At 62.4% G+C, this 17,612-nt stretch carries 20 protein-coding genes; 10 read left to right on the top strand and 10 right to left on the bottom strand.

From position 1 onward, the window contains the following. Positions 1-62 precede the first annotated feature (62 nt). Positions 63-959 carry a CAP domain-containing protein gene (locus tag G9C89_RS04600; RefSeq protein ID WP_256674108.1) on the top strand — a complete coding sequence of 299 codons (897 nt, stop codon included), beginning with the start codon at positions 63-65 and terminating at the stop codon, positions 957-959. A 470-nt stretch (positions 960-1,429) separates the two neighbouring features. Then, the gene (locus tag G9C89_RS04605; protein ID WP_172145357.1) at positions 1,430-1,978 is read left to right on the top strand and encodes a peptidoglycan-binding domain-containing protein; all 549 of its coding nucleotides are present in this window, start codon (positions 1,430-1,432) and stop codon (positions 1,976-1,978) included. Positions 1,979-2,180: 202 nt separating this feature from the next. Here the strand turns inward: G9C89_RS04605 and G9C89_RS04610 are convergent, their stop codons facing one another. Then, positions 2,181-2,546 (bottom strand): SpoIIAA family protein, encoded by a 366-nt coding sequence (locus G9C89_RS04610; protein ID WP_172145360.1) that lies wholly within the window; start codon positions 2,544-2,546, stop codon positions 2,181-2,183. Positions 2,547-2,791: 245 nt separating this feature from the next. Between G9C89_RS04610 and G9C89_RS04615 the strand changes: the two genes are divergently transcribed. Further along, positions 2,792-3,007: a glycine zipper 2TM domain-containing protein gene (locus tag G9C89_RS04615; protein ID WP_172145362.1), complete on the top strand. Its 216-nt coding sequence runs from the start codon at positions 2,792-2,794 to the stop codon at positions 3,005-3,007. Positions 3,008-3,666: 659 nt separating this feature from the next. Here G9C89_RS04615 and G9C89_RS04620 read toward each other — a convergent pair. The 3 genes from G9C89_RS04620 to G9C89_RS04630 all read right to left on the bottom strand — a co-directional run bounded on the left by G9C89_RS04620 (position 3,667) and on the right by G9C89_RS04630 (position 6,582). After that, a complete protein-coding gene (locus G9C89_RS04620) occupies positions 3,667-4,998 on the bottom strand; it encodes a sensor domain-containing diguanylate cyclase (protein WP_172145371.1) in 1,332 nt (443 codons plus the stop codon). A gap of 446 nt (positions 4,999-5,444) precedes the next feature. Beyond that, positions 5,445-5,744 carry a hypothetical protein gene (locus G9C89_RS04625; RefSeq protein ID WP_172145374.1) on the bottom strand — a complete coding sequence of 100 codons (300 nt, stop codon included), beginning with the start codon at positions 5,742-5,744 and terminating at the stop codon, positions 5,445-5,447. Positions 5,745-5,991: 247 nt separating this feature from the next. Further along, positions 5,992-6,582, bottom strand: coding sequence for an NAD(P)H-dependent oxidoreductase (locus tag G9C89_RS04630; RefSeq protein ID WP_172145377.1), 591 nt, complete (start codon positions 6,580-6,582; stop codon positions 5,992-5,994). Positions 6,583-6,736: 154 nt separating this feature from the next. Between G9C89_RS04630 and G9C89_RS04635 the strand changes: the two genes are divergently transcribed. From G9C89_RS04635 to G9C89_RS04650, 4 genes are all read left to right on the top strand, one after another. Beyond that, the gene (locus tag G9C89_RS04635; protein ID WP_172145380.1) at positions 6,737-7,042 is read left to right on the top strand and encodes a putative quinol monooxygenase; all 306 of its coding nucleotides are present in this window, start codon (positions 6,737-6,739) and stop codon (positions 7,040-7,042) included. 104 nt (positions 7,043-7,146) lie between these two features. Next, on the top strand, positions 7,147-7,338 hold the full coding sequence (locus G9C89_RS04640) for a CsbD family protein (RefSeq protein ID WP_172145383.1): 192 nt from the start codon (positions 7,147-7,149) through the stop codon (positions 7,336-7,338). A gap of 397 nt (positions 7,339-7,735) precedes the next feature. Then, positions 7,736-8,395 (top strand): dioxygenase family protein, encoded by a 660-nt coding sequence (locus G9C89_RS04645; protein ID WP_172145386.1) that lies wholly within the window; start codon positions 7,736-7,738, stop codon positions 8,393-8,395. Positions 8,396-8,471: 76 nt separating this feature from the next. Beyond that, positions 8,472-8,852, top strand: a complete 381-nt coding sequence (locus tag G9C89_RS04650) for a hypothetical protein (RefSeq protein WP_172145389.1) — start codon at positions 8,472-8,474, stop codon at positions 8,850-8,852. A 359-nt stretch (positions 8,853-9,211) separates the two neighbouring features. Here the strand turns inward: G9C89_RS04650 and G9C89_RS04655 are convergent, their stop codons facing one another. From G9C89_RS04655 to G9C89_RS04665, 3 genes are all read right to left on the bottom strand, one after another. Continuing rightward, entirely contained in the window at positions 9,212-9,742 is a 531-nt protein-coding gene (locus G9C89_RS04655) for an REP-associated tyrosine transposase (RefSeq protein WP_172145392.1), read from the bottom strand. 609 nt (positions 9,743-10,351) lie between these two features. Further along, positions 10,352-10,765 (bottom strand): NUDIX hydrolase, encoded by a 414-nt coding sequence (locus G9C89_RS04660; RefSeq protein ID WP_172145395.1) that lies wholly within the window; start codon positions 10,763-10,765, stop codon positions 10,352-10,354. An 86-nt stretch (positions 10,766-10,851) separates the two neighbouring features. Further along, a complete protein-coding gene (locus G9C89_RS04665) occupies positions 10,852-11,538 on the bottom strand; it encodes a GNAT family N-acetyltransferase (protein ID WP_172145398.1) in 687 nt (228 codons plus the stop codon). 155 nt (positions 11,539-11,693) lie between these two features. On the opposite strand from G9C89_RS04665, the gene G9C89_RS04670 reads away from it, so the two are divergent. Then, the gene (locus G9C89_RS04670) at positions 11,694-12,437 is read left to right on the top strand and encodes a class I SAM-dependent DNA methyltransferase (protein WP_172146379.1); all 744 of its coding nucleotides are present in this window, start codon (positions 11,694-11,696) and stop codon (positions 12,435-12,437) included. A gap of 116 nt (positions 12,438-12,553) precedes the next feature. Here G9C89_RS04670 and G9C89_RS04675 read toward each other — a convergent pair whose 3' ends face one another. Continuing rightward, positions 12,554-13,255 carry an FMN-dependent NADH-azoreductase gene (locus tag G9C89_RS04675; protein WP_172145401.1) on the bottom strand — a complete coding sequence of 234 codons (702 nt, stop codon included), beginning with the start codon at positions 13,253-13,255 and terminating at the stop codon, positions 12,554-12,556. Positions 13,256-13,374: 119 nt separating this feature from the next. Here G9C89_RS04675 and G9C89_RS04680 point away from each other — a divergent pair, with 119 nt between their 5' ends. Further along, on the top strand, positions 13,375-14,274 hold the full coding sequence (locus G9C89_RS04680) for a LysR substrate-binding domain-containing protein (protein WP_172145404.1): 900 nt from the start codon (positions 13,375-13,377) through the stop codon (positions 14,272-14,274). Between the two features lie 298 nt (positions 14,275-14,572). Here the strand turns inward: G9C89_RS04680 and G9C89_RS04685 are convergent, their stop codons facing one another. Then, positions 14,573-15,928, bottom strand: a complete 1,356-nt coding sequence (locus G9C89_RS04685; protein ID WP_172145418.1) for a sensor domain-containing diguanylate cyclase — start codon at positions 15,926-15,928, stop codon at positions 14,573-14,575. Between the two features lie 334 nt (positions 15,929-16,262). Further along, positions 16,263-17,135, bottom strand: a complete 873-nt coding sequence (locus tag G9C89_RS04690; RefSeq protein ID WP_172145420.1) for a helix-turn-helix transcriptional regulator — start codon at positions 17,133-17,135, stop codon at positions 16,263-16,265. 119 nt (positions 17,136-17,254) lie between these two features. Here G9C89_RS04690 and G9C89_RS04695 point away from each other — a divergent pair, with 119 nt between their 5' ends. Beyond that, a complete protein-coding gene (locus G9C89_RS04695) occupies positions 17,255-17,536 on the top strand; it encodes a hypothetical protein (RefSeq protein ID WP_172144891.1) in 282 nt (93 codons plus the stop codon). The last annotated feature ends 76 nt before the right edge of the window (positions 17,537-17,612 follow it).

The following is a 17,612-nucleotide window of genomic DNA, read 5'->3' on the forward strand; positions in this document are numbered from 1 at the left end:
TTGTCTACACTTGGCTTGTTCAGCGCAGCAGCAGGCATATCCGCAAGGTGATGATAGAAACCATGGCCGCGATACGCGAACCCTTGTCCGAACCCCGGCGTCTTCCTGGTCGCAGCCGCCTGCGCGGCGTTGCGCTGCTGTTGGTCGCCATGCTGTCGATCCCTGCGGCGCAGGCCTCCGAGACACGGACCCTGCTGACGCTGATCAACATGTATCGCCAGGCCTCGCCCATCTGCGACGACCGGCAAGCCCCGTCACTGGGTCCGCTGGCGCCCGACGGCAGGTTGGCGCGGGTGCTGGTGGCTTCCGAGGCGCAATTGCAGCGTGAACTGAAGCGGGCCGGCTATCAGGCCGGCAGGGTGCAGGTGATTACCCTGGCGGGATCCATCAACGTCAATGCCGTGATGTCTGCGCTCAAACAGCGTTATTGCGGCCCCTTGCTGGATCCGCACTACAGCGAGATCGGCGTTTTGCGCAGGGGCAAGACCTGGCAGCTGATACTCGCACAGCCTCTGCTCTCCCCAGACCTGGGCGACTGGCAGCAGGCGGGGCGGGCGATCCTGCAGCAGGTCAATCAGGCCCGCGCCACCCCCAGGAACTGCGGCGGCCAGGCGTTCGCGGCGGCAGCGCCACTGACCTGGAATGCACGACTCGCCCGCTCCGCACTGGCGCACAGCCGTGACATGGCCGCGCGCAATTACTTCAGCCATACCGGTAAAGGCGGCAGCCATGCGGGCGTGCGCGCCCAGCACGCCGGCTACGGCTGGCTGCGCATCGGTGAAAACCTCGCCGCCGGCCAGGGCAGCGCGAAACAGGCGGTAGCCGGCTGGCTGGCCAGCCCGTCCCATTGCCCCAATGTCATGAACCCGGACTTCACCGAGATGGGGGCCGCCTACGCGGTGAATCCCGAGAGCGATGCGCTCATCTACTGGACCCAGGTGTTCGGCACGCCGCGTTAAGCCATGGCAATCCGCGGTGAATCGAGCAGAACATCCAGCTGGCCCAGGGTTCGCCTAGGGGCCGCGCGCCAGGTTCGCGCAATCGGCGCCAGCCACGGCGGGCAACAGGTCTGCCGGCAACGTTTGCGTGCCCGGCAGGTGCGTAACGCGATCTATGTGTGTGCTGCCGAACAGAGGCGGTCGCCTCTCGTCCGTATGATCACAAAACCGACATCCCGGGATGTCATGGTTTTAGCGTCCATGAACGGTATGGGGCGGCCATCCAAGGCTAGCCATCCGCTGAACAACCCCCCGTATATCCGCCATTCGTACAGTTTTTGCGCCCTTGCCGCCAATAGTCGCGTTATGGCTCGGAATATTGCGCAAGCAATGCCGTGTCTATGCCAAGATGCGCGGCTTTTGGCATTGGCAGTCCCGAGCGATGGCGCAAAAACGCGCCTGACAATTTCTCCATTGACGAGGGCCGCCGCATGTTCGATTTGCGCAGTTGTTGGCTGTATACCGCATTGCTGGGCGGTTTCTCCATGTGTTCGGGCTTCTCTGGCCTGGCGCTCGCGCAATCCGGGGAATGGCTGTACGCCATAGAACCGCAGGTGCAACCTGCCAAGACCGCCTCCAGTGCCGTGCTGGAAGTCCAGCGCGAACTCAACCATCGCGGCTACAGCGCCGGATTGGCGGATGGTTTGATGGGCGCCCGCACGCGTACGGCAATCCTGGCCTATCAGCGCTCGCATGGCCTGCTCGATGACGGCAACATCAGTTCGACCCTGCTGACCCATCTGCGCGCCCCGATCCTCAGTCGGGACCCCGCGGCAACGGCCTCGATGCCCGCGGCCGCACCAGCGCATGTCGCCGCTATCCAGCAAGAGCTGCGCAGCCTTGGCTACCGCGTAGGACGTCCGTCTGACCAGCTCACGGACGAGATCTATACGGCGATCCACAGTTACGAGAGCGATCACGGATTGCTCAAGTCCGGTGAGCCGAGTGCCGACCTGCTTCGCCACATGCGCGCGCGTTGATGCCGCAGCGGGCGCCGTCAAGCTGGATGCCAGCGCCGAACTGCGCCTGCGCGGCTGGCAACGGCTTGCCGCCGATCAATTCGCGGGACGCCTGGTCCGGCATGCGCTGATTCGCCCGCTGGCCGGTCGTCGAAGCGGGTGCGGCGGGTCTTGTGCAAGGCCCGCCGCCTTCTAGCCTTCGCTACTTCTGCTACTTCTGCTACTAACGCTGCAGCCAGGCTTCGGCTTCCGCCTCCTGGCCCAGATCGAAGGCCTTGATCTGCAGGCCCGGAATCAGCGCGCCCTCGAGCTCGCTGGCTTTTCTCACCCATTCCTTGCCGGCGACCACGGCCATGCGGTCGAAGCGTCGAACAAAACGGAACAGTTGCGGAATACGCGCCAACTCGACGGCCACCGCGCCCAGGGTCGGCAGCGCAAAATCGCCGATTCGATAAAACATCAGGCCGTGCTCGATACCCTCGGATGAGTGGCTCAGCTCATCCAGTGCGTCGCGCATTTCCTCGCGGTCGAGCTTGCCGGAAAATTCGACGTCGATGCGGTTCTCACCGTTGCGCAATACCTTGAACATAGCGACTTCTCCACAGGGGATGTGACTCCCACCATACGCCGTCTGCCGGCCCAGGTTAATGGGCCGCGCCTTGCCGGCGCGGTCAAGCGTCAGTATCCGAGCCGGTGCAGTCGCGCCGCTGCGAGCCCTATGCTCGCCAGCGTACAGACGGCTCGCCGCAATCCCCGGGACAATGCAACGTTACCCGCGCGTGAGCAACTCGAGCGCCAGGGATTCCCATAAGGTCCTGCACAGGAGTACCTGCCATGGACATTTTCAAACTTGTTTCAACCGCCATCCTGCTCGCCACTTTAGGGCTGAGCGGCTGCTCCGGCATGAGTCATCAAGAGAAGGGCACTGTCGCCGGGGCTGCCGTGGGTGGAGTGGCGGGCAACCTGCTCTGTGGCGGGGTGCTCTGCACCGGTGCCGGCGCCGTGGTGGGTGGCGTGATTGGCCACGAGGTCACTAAAGACAAGAAATAGGCCAAGGCGCGGTGAGCGCCCGATGAGCACGCAAGGTGCGCATCGGGCCGGCCGCGGGATGCGATCACGCCGAGGGCGGCACTCGGTCGATATGCTGCAGGAGGGCTTTGGCCGCGCAGCCCTGGTTCGGTTAACCCCTGATCGGGCACCTTGATGCTCCTGCCGGGTGACGGGCCATCCCCAGAATTAACCTGTACCAAAGCTTTACGTGCGAAAAGGCGACAGATCGACGTCTGCGCTGGTCGGGTCTAGGGTGGAGTGCACATCCCATCCGGCTTGGAGGTACGCAACATGTGGATCATCGGTTCCCCACTCGATAACGCCCTGGCCGTCCTGGCCTTCGGCATCGTTTGCCTGCTGCTGGCCCGCGTGGCCTATGGCCCGGCGGAGAGGTTGTGAAAAAACTCCCGCCTACTGCGACCGTCTCCAAGCGCCCGTTACGGCGTTGCGACGGCGCTCGATGCCTGAGTCAATTCACGACCCCGTAGGAGCGGCCCATGGCCGCGAACCTCTATGTCCGAGGGCGAAGGGTTCGCTGCCATGGGCCGCTCCTACCGGGAGATTTTGCCGTCATGATCAACACCCGCTGAACCACACACGACCGGTGGCGCAGGCTTCAGGCGCGGCAGGGGTGCAATCATCACCGCCAGTCTGTTCGACTACGGGGCCGGGCTGAGAGGGCAGGGTTCGCCCGTGTTGGCCATGCCCAGGCAATATTGATTGTTGCCGTTGCGCTTGGCCGCATACATCGCCTGGTCGGCGATGTGGATGAGGCTGTCGATGTTCGGCCCGTGCTCCGGATACAGGGCAATGCCCAGGCTGGCGCCGACCTGATGGCTGGCATTGCCGAGGCTGAGCGGCTGGGACAGCCGCTGCAGAATCTTCTCGCCGATCATCTGCGCCTCGTCGTGCGGGCTCTTGTTCCGTGTCAGGTCCTCGATAACCACCACGAACTCATCGCCGCCCAGCCGCGCCACCATGTCGGATTCGCGCAACGTCTGCTGTAAGCGCTGCGCCGTGCCGACCAATACCTGGTCGCCAGCGGCATGGCCGTGCTTGTCGTTGATTTGCTTGAAACCGTTGAGGTCGATAAAGACCAAGGCCACCCGGGTTGCGTTGCTGCGCGCGCGAGCCAGGGCCTGGGTTAGAAACTCTTCGAGCAGCAAGCGATTGGGCAGTCCGGTCAGCGGGTCGTGGCGGGCGATTTTTTTCAGCTGGCTGACCGACGCCTTTTCTTCGCTGATGTCACGCACCACGCCCATCATCCTTATCGGTTGGCCGTTGGCGTCCTTGACCACGTTGCCGGTCTCGCGCAGCCAGTGGATGCTGCCGTCCGGCCAGATCACCCGATACTCTTCGTCATGGTTATGGCCGGTTTCAATGCAGCGCCGCTCCCCGGCCCGCACCTGCTCGCGGTCATCCGGGTGGACGCAGCTACAGAACAGCTCATAGCTCGGGGTTACTTCGCCGACCTTGAAGCCGAACATGCCGTAGATGGCCTCCGACCAATACAGCATGTCGCTATCGATCGACCAGTCCCAGGTACCGATGCAGGCGAAGTACTGACTGCGCTTGAAGCGTTCGACCGCTTCGACGGGGTCGTCCTGCACCGCCGTCGCCTGGGTCAGCACGACGGCATGGCCGTGAGTGGCCGCGGCTATTCGGCTTACTTCCACCCTCTGCGGCTTGCCATCCGCCGGCAGCAGAAGGTGCTGGCGAGCAGGCGTTGTGCCGTGCTCGTCGGACGGCGGCAACCAACGCTGTAACGGCGTGCCTTGCAGCGCTGCGGCGGGATGGCCCAGCAGCCTTGCCGCCGCCGCGTTATGCACGCCGATGTGGCCGTCGCGGTTCACCAGCAACAGCCCCTCGGGGAGGGCGTCGAGCAAGGCACGATGCTGTGCCAGCTGTTGATTCGCCCGGCGCAGCAGCAGCACCAGCGTCGGCGTAACGAGCAGTAGCGCAGCGATGATGGCGAGGCTGGTGGCAAGCATTGGCTTTTGTGCACAAGAGTGAGGGAGGCGCCGCTGAAAACGGCTAATGGCGGTCAGTATGCCCGGTAAGTATGGGGGTAAGTACTTGGCCGTTAGCGGGGGGAATGCCTGATGGCCCGGCGCTGGCAGGGCCGGGCTTGATGCTTGCCCACCGCAGGCAGCGCACCGGTTGGTCAATCGGTGCGGCACAAAGCTGGCGGGCTGTCGCTGCGCTCCGAACGGATCGCCGCCCGGGTGGCCTGTGATGGGTATCGCTTCGCTCAAACCTACGCGGCCCGCCACATCCTACAAAAAGCTGCAGCCGCCAACCCGTAGGATGGCGTTGAGCGAAGCGATACCCATCACGACGATCTGCGACAAACCAATAAACCCCGGACGGCTGGGCAACCGGTTGATGGGTATCGCTGCGCTCAAACCTACGCGGCCCGCCACATCCTACAAGGCGGTTACTTGGCCACATCCAGACGCTGGTCGGTGAATACGCAGAGCACGCCGGCGCGGTTGTGCATCACCGGGTGGTTGAAGTCGCAATAGGCCGCCGCCACGCTCAGGGCCATTTCCTCGCTGATCAACGCTCCCTGATCCGGCCGGAACCAGGCCATCTGGCCGGGCTTGCAGCGCTCTGCCTGGGGATCGGTGTTGTAGGTGCACAAGCCGGTCAGATCGATGGGCGGGGCATCATTGAAGCAGGCGGACAAAGACAGGGCAGCGGTGCTCAGCAGGAGCAGGTGGACGATGGTGCGCATGGCAGGGTATCCCGGCTTACTAGAGGAAGGACTGCGGGATTAGTGTCGGGAATGCCGCGAAGGTTCCGTTGCCGCCAGGTTGATCGCCGCAACGCCAGCAGCGGCCGTCTGGGCGGCCGCAGTAGGTGGGCGTTTGTTCACAACCGCTCAGCCCGAGTCAGCGACGCTGCGCCGGTTATCGATAGCTGAAAGGCCCGGCCGCCGGCTCAGCAAAAACCGCGGCCTGTCTCCTGATGTCCCCGGCGGATCAAACCGCCAACGCGAGTACCTGCGCCAGGTGTTGCTGGTAACGGGCGACATCCGCCTCGATGGCCGGACGCTTCATCACGTCGACACAGAGGAAGGTTGGCAGCGGACTCATGCCGAGGAACTGATTGGCCTTGTGGAAGGGCAGGTACACCGCATCCACGCCCTTGGCCTCGAAGAAGTCGGTCGGATCGTCGAAGGCCTGCTGCGGTGCATTCCAGGTCAGCGAGAGCAGGTACTGCTTGCCCTGGAGCAGGCCGCCGCTGCCGTACTTCTGCGAGGCGTCCGCGCGGGTGCGACCGTCGTTGGCGTACAGGCTGCCGTGGCCGGCGGTGAAGACTTCGTCGAGATACTTCTTCACCGTCCAGGGGGCGCCCATCCACCAGCCCGGCATCTGATAGATGATCACATCGGCCCAGAGGAATTTCGCCACTTCCTCGACGAGGTCGTAGCCGGCATCGATCCGGGTCTGCTGCAGGTCACAGCCGGCGCGGTCGAGCAAGGCCAGCGCGGTGTCATGCAGGGTGGCGTTGTAACGGCCTGCGGAATGGGCGAACTGTTTACCGCCGTCGAGCAGCAGAATCTTTTTCATGGCATGCGCCTCGGTAACTTGGATGGCGGCATGCTAGGGGCTGCGGGCGGCGAGAAACACCGGCTGCGCCGCAAATGATATTTGCTTGAAAGGCATGAATCAGAGGGTTTTGCCCGTTGTAAGGTAAATGAATCCCTAACCTTGGAGCACCACCATGCCTGACCGCTACGGATTCATCCTGCACGCCCACACCCGCGCGGAAAAGGCCGCCGAGTTCGAGGCGCTGTTCCGCGCCTATGTCGAACCCAGCCGGGCCGAGGAGGGCTGCATCGAATACCACATGCTGCGCGATCAGCAGGATCCGACCCTGTTCATCTTCTACGAGGTCTGGCAATCGCCGGAGCACCTGGCCATCCACAGTGGCTTGCCGCACATGCGGCGCTTTCATGAGCAGCGCATGGACTACCTGCGCCACGACTTCGAGATTCGCCGGATCGAGATGCTCAGCCCGGCCAAATAAGTCGCAGGAAATGGATACATCCGGGCCATTCACCCGACGAATAGATCGAACGATTGCGCCGCGCAGGGTTCCACTCTTTGTAACCCAGCGAACTGAGGTGTGGCATGAGCAGCACGAAAGACAAGATCACCGGCAACGCCAACGAAGCCATCGGTAAAGTGAAAGAAGGTATCGGCAAGGCCACCGACAATCCTCGCCTTGAAGGCGAAGGCCTTGCCCAGCAAATAAAGGGCAAGGGCCAGCAACTCAAGGGCGACGTCAAGGACGCGATCAAGCGCGGCGTCGACAAGGCCTGATCGAGCCACGACCGACCAAGCCCGGCCATTGTCAGCAGTGGCCGGGTTTTTTATGGCTATGTCCCAGTTACCTGTTGCATGCGGCAATTCCTTGTAGGAGCGGGCCATGCCCGTGATCCGTTGCACGGCCGGACACTTTCGCGGCCATGGAACTGGGCGTCCCCGCGCTCCTACGATGTGTATCTATCGCCAGCGGCCGTACAAACAGCCCCCATTGCGTGTTGCGAGGCGATGGCCGTAGATACCGTGGGGGCGCGTAGGCTGCGCGTTGTTCTCCGCGGATATCCGGGCGACCCGCTAGACTGATTTCATACACGCCAGGCCCTTCACATGCGCTGCTGCGCCCGACGTGCAGTCATGGCTACGACCGGGGCAGGTCCCCGGCCAGGAGGTGGAGGTGGACAAGCGGCAAAGGGCAGGCGCCGGCCTTTCACGGCGTCACTTCCTCTACGGCGGTGCCATCCTCGGCGGTGGCCTGCTGGCCTCGCCGGCCCTGGCACGGCAGATCTGTCGGCTTACCGAGGGCGACATCCTCGGCCCCTACTACCGTTTCGGCGCGCCTTTCCTGGCGAAACTGGCCGGCCCGGAGGAGCCCGGCGAGCTGCTGGTGGTGAGCGGCACGGTGCTGAGCGCGGACTGCCGTACGCCGATTGCCAACGCCCTGGTCGAGGTCTGGCAGGCCAACAGCAGCGGCCTGTACGACACCCAGACGCCGGGCAACTTCACCGACAAGGGCAATTTCCACCTGCGCGGGATGCTCTACACCGACGCCCAGGGCCGCTACCGCATCGAGACGGTGATGCCCGGCCGCTACCCGGTACCGCCGAATCTGCCGGGGCTGGAACGCTACGGCGGGATCACGCGCCCGGCGCATATCCACTTCCGGGTGATGGAGTCGCTGCATGTGCCGGTGACCCTGCAGCTGTATTTCCAGGGCGACCCCTACATCGCCGAGGACCCCTGGGCCAGCGCGCACCCGGACAGCGCGATTGCGCTGCAGGCGGACGGTGGGGGACGCAGCGGGGTGTTCGATATCGTGCTGGCAAGGGGGATCTAGCAGGCACTTTTTGGCGGTTTACTCTGGTTCGTTGCTGAAGTAGTTTGAGATGCACTCTTTAACAGGAGTTATTGGGATGATTGGCAAGCTACTTTCGACGGGTTTCAGTTTGGCCACGTTGCCCGCTAGGCTGACGTTTCGCAGCGTCCGCGCCTTGGCCATGACGCCTGCTGAAGCCAGCCGTCTGCTGGCGGACATGCGTGAGGCCTCGGATCAGGCGGTGCAGGAGCTCCAGGGACTGTTGGACAGCGTTGATGCGGAGATGACCCGCAAAGCGGCGCACCTGAGTGCTGCCGACAAACGCCTGGCGGCCGAACTGGCCCTGCACGCCGCCGAACAGCACTTGAGCATGGCAGCGATCAACATTCTGCGGGCTGTCTGGCTGAGGCTCCACTCGACTCAGAACTTGCCGCCACCCGAGCTTGATAAGCGGATTGAACAGGCAGGTAACGGCTAAACCCGTGGCGAGTCGGCTGTCTGGCTCGTCTATATGGCGTCTTCCATTAGCCATTGCCCCAAACGCAAGCCAAAAGCGCTAGCCCGCACATCCTGTGCTGGGAACCATGGTGGACAAGCTGCGCGTTGTCCACCCTACGAACTGCCGACCCTGCGTAGGGTGGATGGCCACCCCGTGGAAAACCGCGAAGCGTTTTCCGCCGTGGATATGCGGGCTATTCGCTTGAGCATTCGATGCTGGGAACCAGGGTGGACAAGTTTCGTGTTGTCCACCCTACGAAAGCGCGGCACCGTGCAGGGTGGATGGCCACCCCGTGGAAGGCCACCCCGTGGAAAACCGCGAAGCGTTTTTCACCAACCTCATTCCCCGTAACCGTCTCCCTCCGACTGGGGGCAGACGCACCAGTCTTCGGGATAAATACCCCACGTCACGGCCCGCTGAAAGCTCGAATAGGGCCAGTCCACGAGTCGCTGCACATACCCGTGCTTCAGCGGGTTGTAGTGGATGTAGTCGAAATGGCGTTGGTAGTCCTGCTCGTCGCGGATCAGGTGTTCCCAATAGCGCCGCTGCCAGATGCCCCGTTCACCGCGCCGCTGTTGCGTTGTAGTGCGGGATTCGATGGCCGGCAGGCGCCGGGCGAAGGCGAACTTGATCACCTTCCAGCGCAACGGGAAGTCGGCATCGCCCGGCGGTAGCGTCCATAGGCAATGCATATGTTCGGGCAGCACCACCCAGGCATCGATATGAAAGGGATGGCGGGCCTTGGTGGCGCGGACCGTGTCGCGCAGCAGTTGGATTTCGCGGATCAGCAGGTCGCTGCTGCGGTCGCGCAGGTTCACAGTGAAGAAGTAAGTGGCGCCGGGGACACTGGCGCGGCGGTAGTCGGGCATGGCGGCTCGTCCTTGAGCATTCGGTGGTGGAACCATGGTGGACAAGCTGCGCGTTGTCCACCCTACGAAAGCCCGCCATCGCGTAGAGTGGAAAACCGCGCAGCGTTTTCCACCGTGGATCTTCGGGCTACTCGCTGGAGCACTCGGTGGTGGGAACCATGGTGGACAAGCTTCGCGTTGTCCACCCTACGAAAGCCCATCACCGCGTAGGGTGGAAAACCGCGAAGCGTTTTCCACCGTGGATCTCCGGGCTACTCGCTGGAGCATTCGGTGGTGGGAACCATGGTGGACAAGCTGCGCGTTGTCCACCCTACGAAAGCCCGCCACCGCGTAGGGTGGAAAACCGCGAAGCGTTTTCCACCAGGGATCTCCGGGCTACTCGCTACAAAAACCCGCCATCGCGTAAGGTGGATGGCCACCCCATGGATATCCGGGCTACGAGGGTTGTGTAGGGTGGATGGCGCCTTTTTCATCCACCATCGCAGTTGGTGGATGGGTGAAGCGTCAGCTACGCGCCCCGATCCACCCTACAAGGTCGCTGGTCTTGCAAATAAACATAGAATCTACTCGCTCAGTAGCGACTGATCCAACCGTTTCGTTCAACTCGTCCTATGCCCATTGATCCGCTGGCCACAGCAGCGGCAGCACATGCTCGCGCAGCAGCGGTGCCAGTGTGTCCGGCAACAGGTCGCCGGGCGCGAGCCAGCGCAGTTCTTCCAGCTCGGCGGCGGCGCTGACGCTATGGGCCAGGCGGGCCTGGAAGACACTTGCCTCGATCCAGGTATCCGCCTCGTTGGCCGCTGCGGCGCGAAACTGCCCTAGCGGGCGCAGTGCCGAGGCTGGCAGGCTGAGGTTGAGTTCTTCAGCCAACTCGCGGATCAGGGCGGAAAGCGAGTCTTCGCCGGGCTCGGCTTTGCCGCCTGGCAGCATAAAGGCCTGGGTATTGCGTTTGCGCACCAGCAGTAAGCGGCCGGCATCGTCGATCAGGCAGGCGGCGGAAATGGTCAGGGTGATTGGGGTCATAGGTGCCTTGGTTCTGTTCGCTTCGGTTTTGCTCGTGTAAACGCTGTTGGCCGTTCTACTAGCCAACCAACTGAAATTTATAGAAATCAATGCAGGATAAGACGCTCGCGGACCAGCGCTTGAGCTTGATGAGCCATTTGCTCGAACTGGCGGTCGCGCTGTTTTTCCGCCTCGCTCATGGCCTTTTGGCCGTGCTGCTTCACCAGGTAGGCGTGGATCTGCCGGACTTCCTGGGATTGGAAGATGGGGGCCAGGTCCTGCACCGCCAGCATGCCGTCCGAGCTGTAGTCCCTAGTGCTCATCAGCACTTGCGGCCCCCGCGCCGCCAGTACCTGAAAACCCATGGCCTCGAAATACGGCACCTTGCTGGCCACACAGGCCAGTTCGGCATGGGGGTGGCGAGTGATTATTCGTTGCAGCATGGCCCGGGCAATACCGCGCCGGCGGTGGCTGAGGTGTACGGCCATATAGGCCAGGGTGCAGGCCTCGGGGTCATCCTTGGCCGGCAGGTAAAGGGCAAAGCCCAGCACCTGAGCGGGATCCGGATCGTCCAGGACCAGGATCAACCGCGCGCTGGTATCCAGGGCGCTGTCCATGGCCTGCAGGTACAGGTGCATCTCGTAGCCAATCACGTACTGGTACAGCTGGTAGAGGGGATTGCTGGGCGTCAGCGACACCGGGCTGATGTCGCTGAGGTAGTCCACCACCATTTGCAGGACCTGGCCTTTCAGCGACTCGGGTGGTGGGTTGTCCAGGTGTACAAGGGTGAACATCGTGAGTCTGGCTCCGAAGGACGTGCCCGATTGGGGGAATCGGCGTTGGCGGCATTGTAACGCCCCGCTTAAGTGGAACGGATCCGAACGAGGCTGGCCTGGGTTCGGCTATGATGCGCCACCGCAAAAAGCCGATCGTCAATCATCAGGTCACTATGTCCGTTAATGCCCTCTATACCGACCTGTCTGATTATTACGATCTGATGTGTGCCGATATCGACTACCAGACGCAAAGCCACTGCATCCACAGACTGCAGCAGCTTTTGGGTAACGCGGGCACCCGCCACCTCGATCTGGCCTGTGGCACGGGGCCACATGTGCGCCACTTCATCGATTCCGGCTACACCAGCAGTGGCCTCGATATTAATCAGCCCATGTTGGACAAGGCCGCTATTCGCTGTCCGCAAGCGCGCTTTTCCCTGCAGGATATGTGTGGTTTCACGGTGAGTGAGCCGCTGGACCTGATTACCTGCTTCCTCTATTCCATTCATTACAGCGGCGCAATCGAGCGGCTGAAAGCCTGCATCGCCAGCGTGCATGCGGCACTCGAAGCCGATGGCCTGTTCTGCTTTAACGTTGTCGACAAGGGCAAAATCGACAACCGCCTACTTGCAACCCATACCGCCAAGCATGCCGAAGGCTTGTTCACCTTCAGTTCCGGCTGGCATTACGCTGGCGAGGGCGAGCAGCAATCGCTGAAACTCAGCATTGAAAAGTCGACCGCCGCTGAAACCCAGCTGTGGCACGACGAACATCCCATGGTCGCGGTGGATTTCGCCGAGTTGCAGGCGCTGTTGCAGCCGTACTTTGCGGTGCATGTGCTTGAGCATGATTACCAGAAGATCATCCCCTGGGACGGTGCTTCCGGGAATGCGCTGTTTGCCTGCGTAAAGATTTAGCGCGTGGGGTGGACGGCCACCCCGGGGAAACCGCGAGGCGTTTTCCACCGGGGTGGCCGGACTACTCGCCTGCTGCGCCTTGAGGATGGAAACCGCACGGCGCAGGCCGCCGGTTGTCAGGCCGGCTCTGGCGTCCGGTTTGCCTGCAGCGCCCGCTGCAGCTGCGCCACCAAGGCATCGACCTTGTTCAGGCCCTGAGCCACCGACTCGGCCAGCAGCTCACCCCCCACTTCCTGACCCTCGATCGCAATCTGGTGTACCCGGGTGATGCCGATAAAGCCGAGGGCGGTGATCAGGTTCGGTTCCAGATGGTTCATGTGGGCCATCGCGCCACCAACGTCAAAGCCGACCCCGCCTCGGGCCGTGAGGATGACGGCATGCCGTGGCCGGTCGGCCAGCTTCGGCACGTAAGGGTCGAGTGGGTTGCTGTCATCGATGTCCACGGTGCGGCCGGGGCGCACAATCTGGTCGATCCAAGCCTTGAGCGCGGCAGGCATGCCGAAGTTGTAGAGCGGCGTGCCGATCACCAGCACGTCTGCCGCAATCAGCTCATCGACCAGTTGCTCGCTCTCCGCCAGCGCTTCCCGCATCCACGGCTCGCGCTGCTCCTCGGGGGTAAAGGAGGAGGCGATCCAGTCATGGTTGATGATGGACGGTGGGTTCTGGCCGATGTCGCGGTAGGTGAGGCTGTCCTGCCCACGGCGGGCCAGCCACTGGCTGACAAAGCGGTGGCTGAGGTTGCGACTGTGTGAACCGTGTTGATCCTTGCCGGCGAGGCCGGGGCGGGCACTGGCATCCAGGTGCAGAATGTGCGGCATGTCGAGTCTCCTTTTCGAAGTTGAATTCATCTGTTATTCGCAGCAGACTCAGGCTAAGTTCAGCCCTCAAGGGCGACAAACGACGATTATTTTCCGATACGAATGAGAGAAACTCATGTATGGCGCAGCGCTGGTTACCTTCGCTTTCTGCCCTGCGGGCCTTTGAGGCGGCCGCTCGCCACGAGAGCGCCAAGCAGGCCGCAGAAGAACTCTCCGTTACCGCTACGGCGATCAGTCACCAGATTCGTGCCCTGGAAGAGTCGCTCGGTGTCGCGTTGTTTCTGCGCAAACCGCGCCAGCTCGAATTGACCGCCCAGGGGCGCGAGCTGCAGCAGGTGCTGGAAAGCGCATTCGACAGCATCAGCGCAACGGCTGTGCGTCTCAGCGCGGTGCCCTGTCGTCAGGCCATTACGCTCAGCACCACGCCTGCCGTGGCGGTGCGCTGGCTGCTGTCCTGGGTATGCCTGCTGCGCGATGCCCATCCGGACATCGACCTGCGCATCCACGCCTCGCATGAGCCGGTCGCGCTGGATGGCGTCACCGCGGATATCGCCATTCGCTATGGCGACGGCCGCTGGCCGGGGCTGGTGGCCGAGAAGCTGTTCGACAACACCTTTATCCCGGCCTGCAGCCCGCTCCTCGGCTTGCATGATGCGGCCGAACTGGCAAAGCATTCGCTGATCCACTTCCGCAATCAGGCTGCTGTTTCCTCACCGCTCGATTGGGCCCTGTGGCAGAAGCAGGCCCAGGTGCCGGGGCTGGACGTCAGCGCCGGGCTGGTGTTTTCCGACGAGACCCATGCCGTCTCGGCCGCCCTCGGTGCGCAGGGCGTGGCGCTGATGAGCCGCCAGCTGATCGAGGATGAGCTGAGGGAAGGGCGGCTGGTACAGCCCTTCGGCCCGGAACTGGAAGGCAAGCCCTTCTTTCTGGTGTACCCGGAAAACCGCAAAAACGACCCGACCATTCAGGCGGTGCGGGATTGGGTCATGGCGGTGCCTGGAGGGCTGTGTACGCTGTAGGCCGGGCGATATAGCTACCCCTCTGCGGGGCTTGAGCAGGCTTCGTGCTGCCCATGCGATGCGGATATCCAGGCAACCTTGCTGTTTGTGGGAGGGGCTTTAACCGCGACAGCTTTGTGGATGGGTTGAGCGTAGCGATACCCATGCGGTTGTTGTGTTCAGGAGTGGTGGTTGACCGCCCCATCCAGGCGGCCCACTCCCTTCCACAACGATTCCGTTACTCGCTTCGCTCGCCCTTCGGGCCAGCCTGCGGCTGTTACTTCGCCGTAAGTCAACGGAAGTCGTGGCCTGTCCACTATTACTTCACAGGCTCGACAACAATATAGCGCTTGCCCCCACTGCGTTTGGCCACGTACATGGCTTCATCCGCGTGCCGAATCAGATGCAGATCGCTCTGGCCGTGCTCAGGGTATAGCGCGATACCCAGGCTGGGAGCACTAATCAACATGTTTCCTTCCAGGAGGTAGGGCGCGCTTAGGCTGACAAGGATTTTCTCGGCCACCACGGTGGCATCTTCCTGCCTGCCGATGTTATCCAGAAGAACGGCAAATTCGTCACCGCCCAAACGGCCAACCGTATCGGACTCCCGCACGCACTGCCTGAGGCGGTGAGCGACTTCCCGCAGCAGATGGTCACCTGCGGTGTGGCCAAAGTTATCGTTGATGTGCTTGAAGTTGTCCATGTCGAGATAAAGTACCGCCAGACGTAATGAATCTCTCTGCGCCCTTTGCAGAGAACTGCGCAAGCGGTCCAGGAACAGCGCACGGTTTGGCAGTTCGGTCAGTTGGTCGTATTGCGCAAGAAACTCCAGGCGGGAGTGCGTGCGTTTACGCTCTATCGCAGCCGCTAGCTGGCTCGAGACAAATTGCAGCAGCTCCTTGTCCTGTTCGTTGTAACGCAGGGTCCCGGAATAGTTCTGGAGCACCAGGGCACCGATGGTATCCGGGCCCGATATCAGCGGCACACCAAGCCAGTCAAGGGAATGCTTACCTGCCACCGAGCCAATCTTTGCAGGCATCTGCTCGGCCGTTAACAACAGGGCTTCACCGGAGCGAATAACCTCGGCACTCAAGGTGCCGGAGCCCAGCGGCATGGGTGGCGGCGGCGCGTCGAATTGATCGACGTAATAGGGAAAACTGAGCTGGTCATTCGCGGCGTCGTATAACGCCACAGAAAAATTCTCGGCGGGCAGCACCTGACTGATCACCTCGTGCACTCGCCTGTATAGCGTCTGCAGATCGCCAACCGATTGGGCCGCTTCCGATATTGCATACAACGCGGCTTGCATCGCCTCGGCATGTTTGCGCCGAGTAATATCCCGCGCCACACCCACCCGTACCTGCTCGGTCTCAAGCCATTGGGCAGACCACATGATATGAACGATATGACCGTCTTTATGAAAATAACGGTTCTCATGATCATGGGAGGGTTGGCCCAAATTGATGCGCTCTACGAGCGCTCGGCTGGCGGCGCGATCGTCCGGGTGCATCATTTCAAAGGCGGTCCGGCCCACCATTTCTTCGGGCCGGTAACCGAAAACGCGCTCGCTGGCGGCGCTTACCGATAGAAAGCGCCCCTCTTTATCCACCACGCAGACAACGTCCAGCAGCAGATCCAGTAGCTTGTCGTGGGGCAGGTGGGGGTTTGACGTCATGGCGATGACTATACGGTTATGCCGGCAGGGTTCGCTAGCACGATGATTTTCTATGACAGTGACTCACCGTAAGGGCAAAACCAGTCGTGGCAGGCGACAGGGAAAATAAATCGACGGGGAAAATAAATCTGTGTGCGCCAGTACAAACTGGCAAGAGGTGGTCGGTGCAAGTCCGATACGAGAACGAAGTGGCGAATCATCTTGGGCTCGAGTCATGCGTTGGTCGTCGTGAGGCCGGCAGCGAAGCGTTGACAGGGGAAACGACAGGCCAGCCATTGAGCCGCGAAATCATAAGTCCCGGGATGCCGACGCTATACGGATACGCCAAAGCGCCTCAGCTATACAGCCAACGCCCCAGCTCCTCCAGGTTGGCCACCACGATCTGCTGGGCGCTGGCTTTGGATTGCACCTTGTGCGGGTCGATCTGGTACCGCTGCAACACGTACTGCACCAGCGCGCCGCGGCTGGGCACGAGCAGTTGGCCGTCCTGCATGCCGTAGTCGATCTCGATGATCGCCGCCTGCGCCGGCTTCAGGCGCGGGTCGGGTTCGATCACCACGGCCACCTCGGTCGACCAGCCTTCATCGCCTTCGCGGCCGTGCCCGGTCTCGTCCAGCACCTCCGGCTCGCCGCGAAAGCGGCTGAGGACGAAGTCGCGGTAGTCGCGGTTCTTCTCGCAGTAGGCGCGCACATGCCAGCGCATGCCGGTGTAGATCAGCGTGTGCGGGGCGATCAGGCGGGTTTCGGCGAGCGGGTTGGCCAGCGACACGTACTCGCACTCCAGACGCAGCCCTTCGCGGCAGGCGCGCAGCAGCGGGCGGAGAATCTGCGGGCGGATCGAGCGGTCCGGCACCCTGAGGATCTCGGTGTGCGCATAGGCCACGGCCAGGCCCTCGACATGGGTTGCCCGCTCGTGGTTCTGGTTGAGCAGGTGCAGGTAGGCGCTGGCGCTGTCATCGATGAACAGCGGCTCGAACTGCTTGCTCGGCACGTAGCCCTTGAGGTGCTTGTCGTAGTCGAGGTTGCCGGGGGCGTACTCGCCCAGGTAACTGTTGATGTCCTTCGAGGCCTGCTGGCGGCTGATGCCGAAACTCTGCATCAGATGCCCGGTGGTCAGGCGGCCCTCCCACCAGGCCACGGTTTCGATCAGGCGATAGCGCAGGGCCAGATCCCAGCGAACACCTGCCACCGATTGCTTGCGCTTCATGCCTGCTGCTCCTGTGCGAAAACTTTACCTGTACGAGTAAACACTCTAGATGCGTAAAGAAAGACTACATAGCATGAGTCCAGGGTTCAAGCGGCAACCCGGCGGCGGGAGAGGCGGACATGGACGGCATGACAGCACATTGGGCACTTATGGGGATCGCCGCCTGCGGCTTGCTGATACTGGGCCTGCTCGCCGCACTGCTGCTGGTGCACGGCCAGCACCTGCAAGCGCTGCTGGTCGCACAGTGTCGGCACAACGCCAGGCAGCGTGACTGCCTGCAGCGGCTCGAACGCGATGAGCGAGAGCTGCGCTCGGCCATCCGCGCCGAGCGGGCGCGGGTGGTGCAGTTGCAGAGGAAGGTTGAGCTGCTGCAGGCGTTGCTGGCCAACTCCGCTGTGTAGCCGGTGGCTGCACCAGGCGGCAATCAAGTACCCTGGCCGCTTGATCCAACCCCTCGATCCCCTGGCATTGGTCGTT

The organism is Pseudomonas tumuqii (genome assembly GCF_013184545.1).
GTDB classification, from domain to species: domain Bacteria; phylum Pseudomonadota; class Gammaproteobacteria; order Pseudomonadales; family Pseudomonadaceae; genus Aquipseudomonas; species Aquipseudomonas tumuqii.

Coding starts and splice junctions, on each gene's coding strand:
- G9C89_RS04630 (WP_172145377.1), bottom strand. CDS start 6,582: ATGAAAAAGATTCTGCTGCTCGACGGCGGTAAACAGTTCGCCCATTCC.
- G9C89_RS04675 (WP_172145401.1), bottom strand. CDS start 13,255: ATGCCGCACATTCTGCACCTGGATGCCAGTGCCCGCCCCGGCCTCGCC.
- G9C89_RS04605 (WP_172145357.1), top strand. CDS start 1,430: ATGTTCGATTTGCGCAGTTGTTGGCTGTATACCGCATTGCTGGGCGGT.
- G9C89_RS04670 (WP_172146379.1), top strand. CDS start 11,694: ATGTCCGTTAATGCCCTCTATACCGACCTGTCTGATTATTACGATCTG.
- G9C89_RS04625 (WP_172145374.1), bottom strand. CDS start 5,744: ATGCGCACCATCGTCCACCTGCTCCTGCTGAGCACCGCTGCCCTGTCT.
- G9C89_RS04600 (WP_256674108.1), top strand. CDS start 63: ATGGCCGCGATACGCGAACCCTTGTCCGAACCCCGGCGTCTTCCTGGT.
- G9C89_RS04695 (WP_172144891.1), top strand. CDS start 17,255: ATGGACGGCATGACAGCACATTGGGCACTTATGGGGATCGCCGCCTGC.
- G9C89_RS04655 (WP_172145392.1), bottom strand. CDS start 9,742: ATGCCCGACTACCGCCGCGCCAGTGTCCCCGGCGCCACTTACTTCTTC.
- G9C89_RS04685 (WP_172145418.1), bottom strand. CDS start 15,928: ATGACGTCAAACCCCCACCTGCCCCACGACAAGCTACTGGATCTGCTG.
- G9C89_RS04615 (WP_172145362.1), top strand. CDS start 2,792: ATGGACATTTTCAAACTTGTTTCAACCGCCATCCTGCTCGCCACTTTA.
- G9C89_RS04635 (WP_172145380.1), top strand. CDS start 6,737: ATGCCTGACCGCTACGGATTCATCCTGCACGCCCACACCCGCGCGGAA.
- G9C89_RS04640 (WP_172145383.1), top strand. CDS start 7,147: ATGAGCAGCACGAAAGACAAGATCACCGGCAACGCCAACGAAGCCATC.
- G9C89_RS04660 (WP_172145395.1), bottom strand. CDS start 10,765: ATGACCCCAATCACCCTGACCATTTCCGCCGCCTGCCTGATCGACGAT.
- G9C89_RS04665 (WP_172145398.1), bottom strand. CDS start 11,538: ATGTTCACCCTTGTACACCTGGACAACCCACCACCCGAGTCGCTGAAA.
- G9C89_RS04620 (WP_172145371.1), bottom strand. CDS start 4,998: ATGCTTGCCACCAGCCTCGCCATCATCGCTGCGCTACTGCTCGTTACG.
- G9C89_RS04650 (WP_172145389.1), top strand. CDS start 8,472: ATGATTGGCAAGCTACTTTCGACGGGTTTCAGTTTGGCCACGTTGCCC.
- G9C89_RS04610 (WP_172145360.1), bottom strand. CDS start 2,546: ATGTTCAAGGTATTGCGCAACGGTGAGAACCGCATCGACGTCGAATTT.
- G9C89_RS04680 (WP_172145404.1), top strand. CDS start 13,375: ATGGCGCAGCGCTGGTTACCTTCGCTTTCTGCCCTGCGGGCCTTTGAG.
- G9C89_RS04690 (WP_172145420.1), bottom strand. CDS start 17,135: ATGAAGCGCAAGCAATCGGTGGCAGGTGTTCGCTGGGATCTGGCCCTG.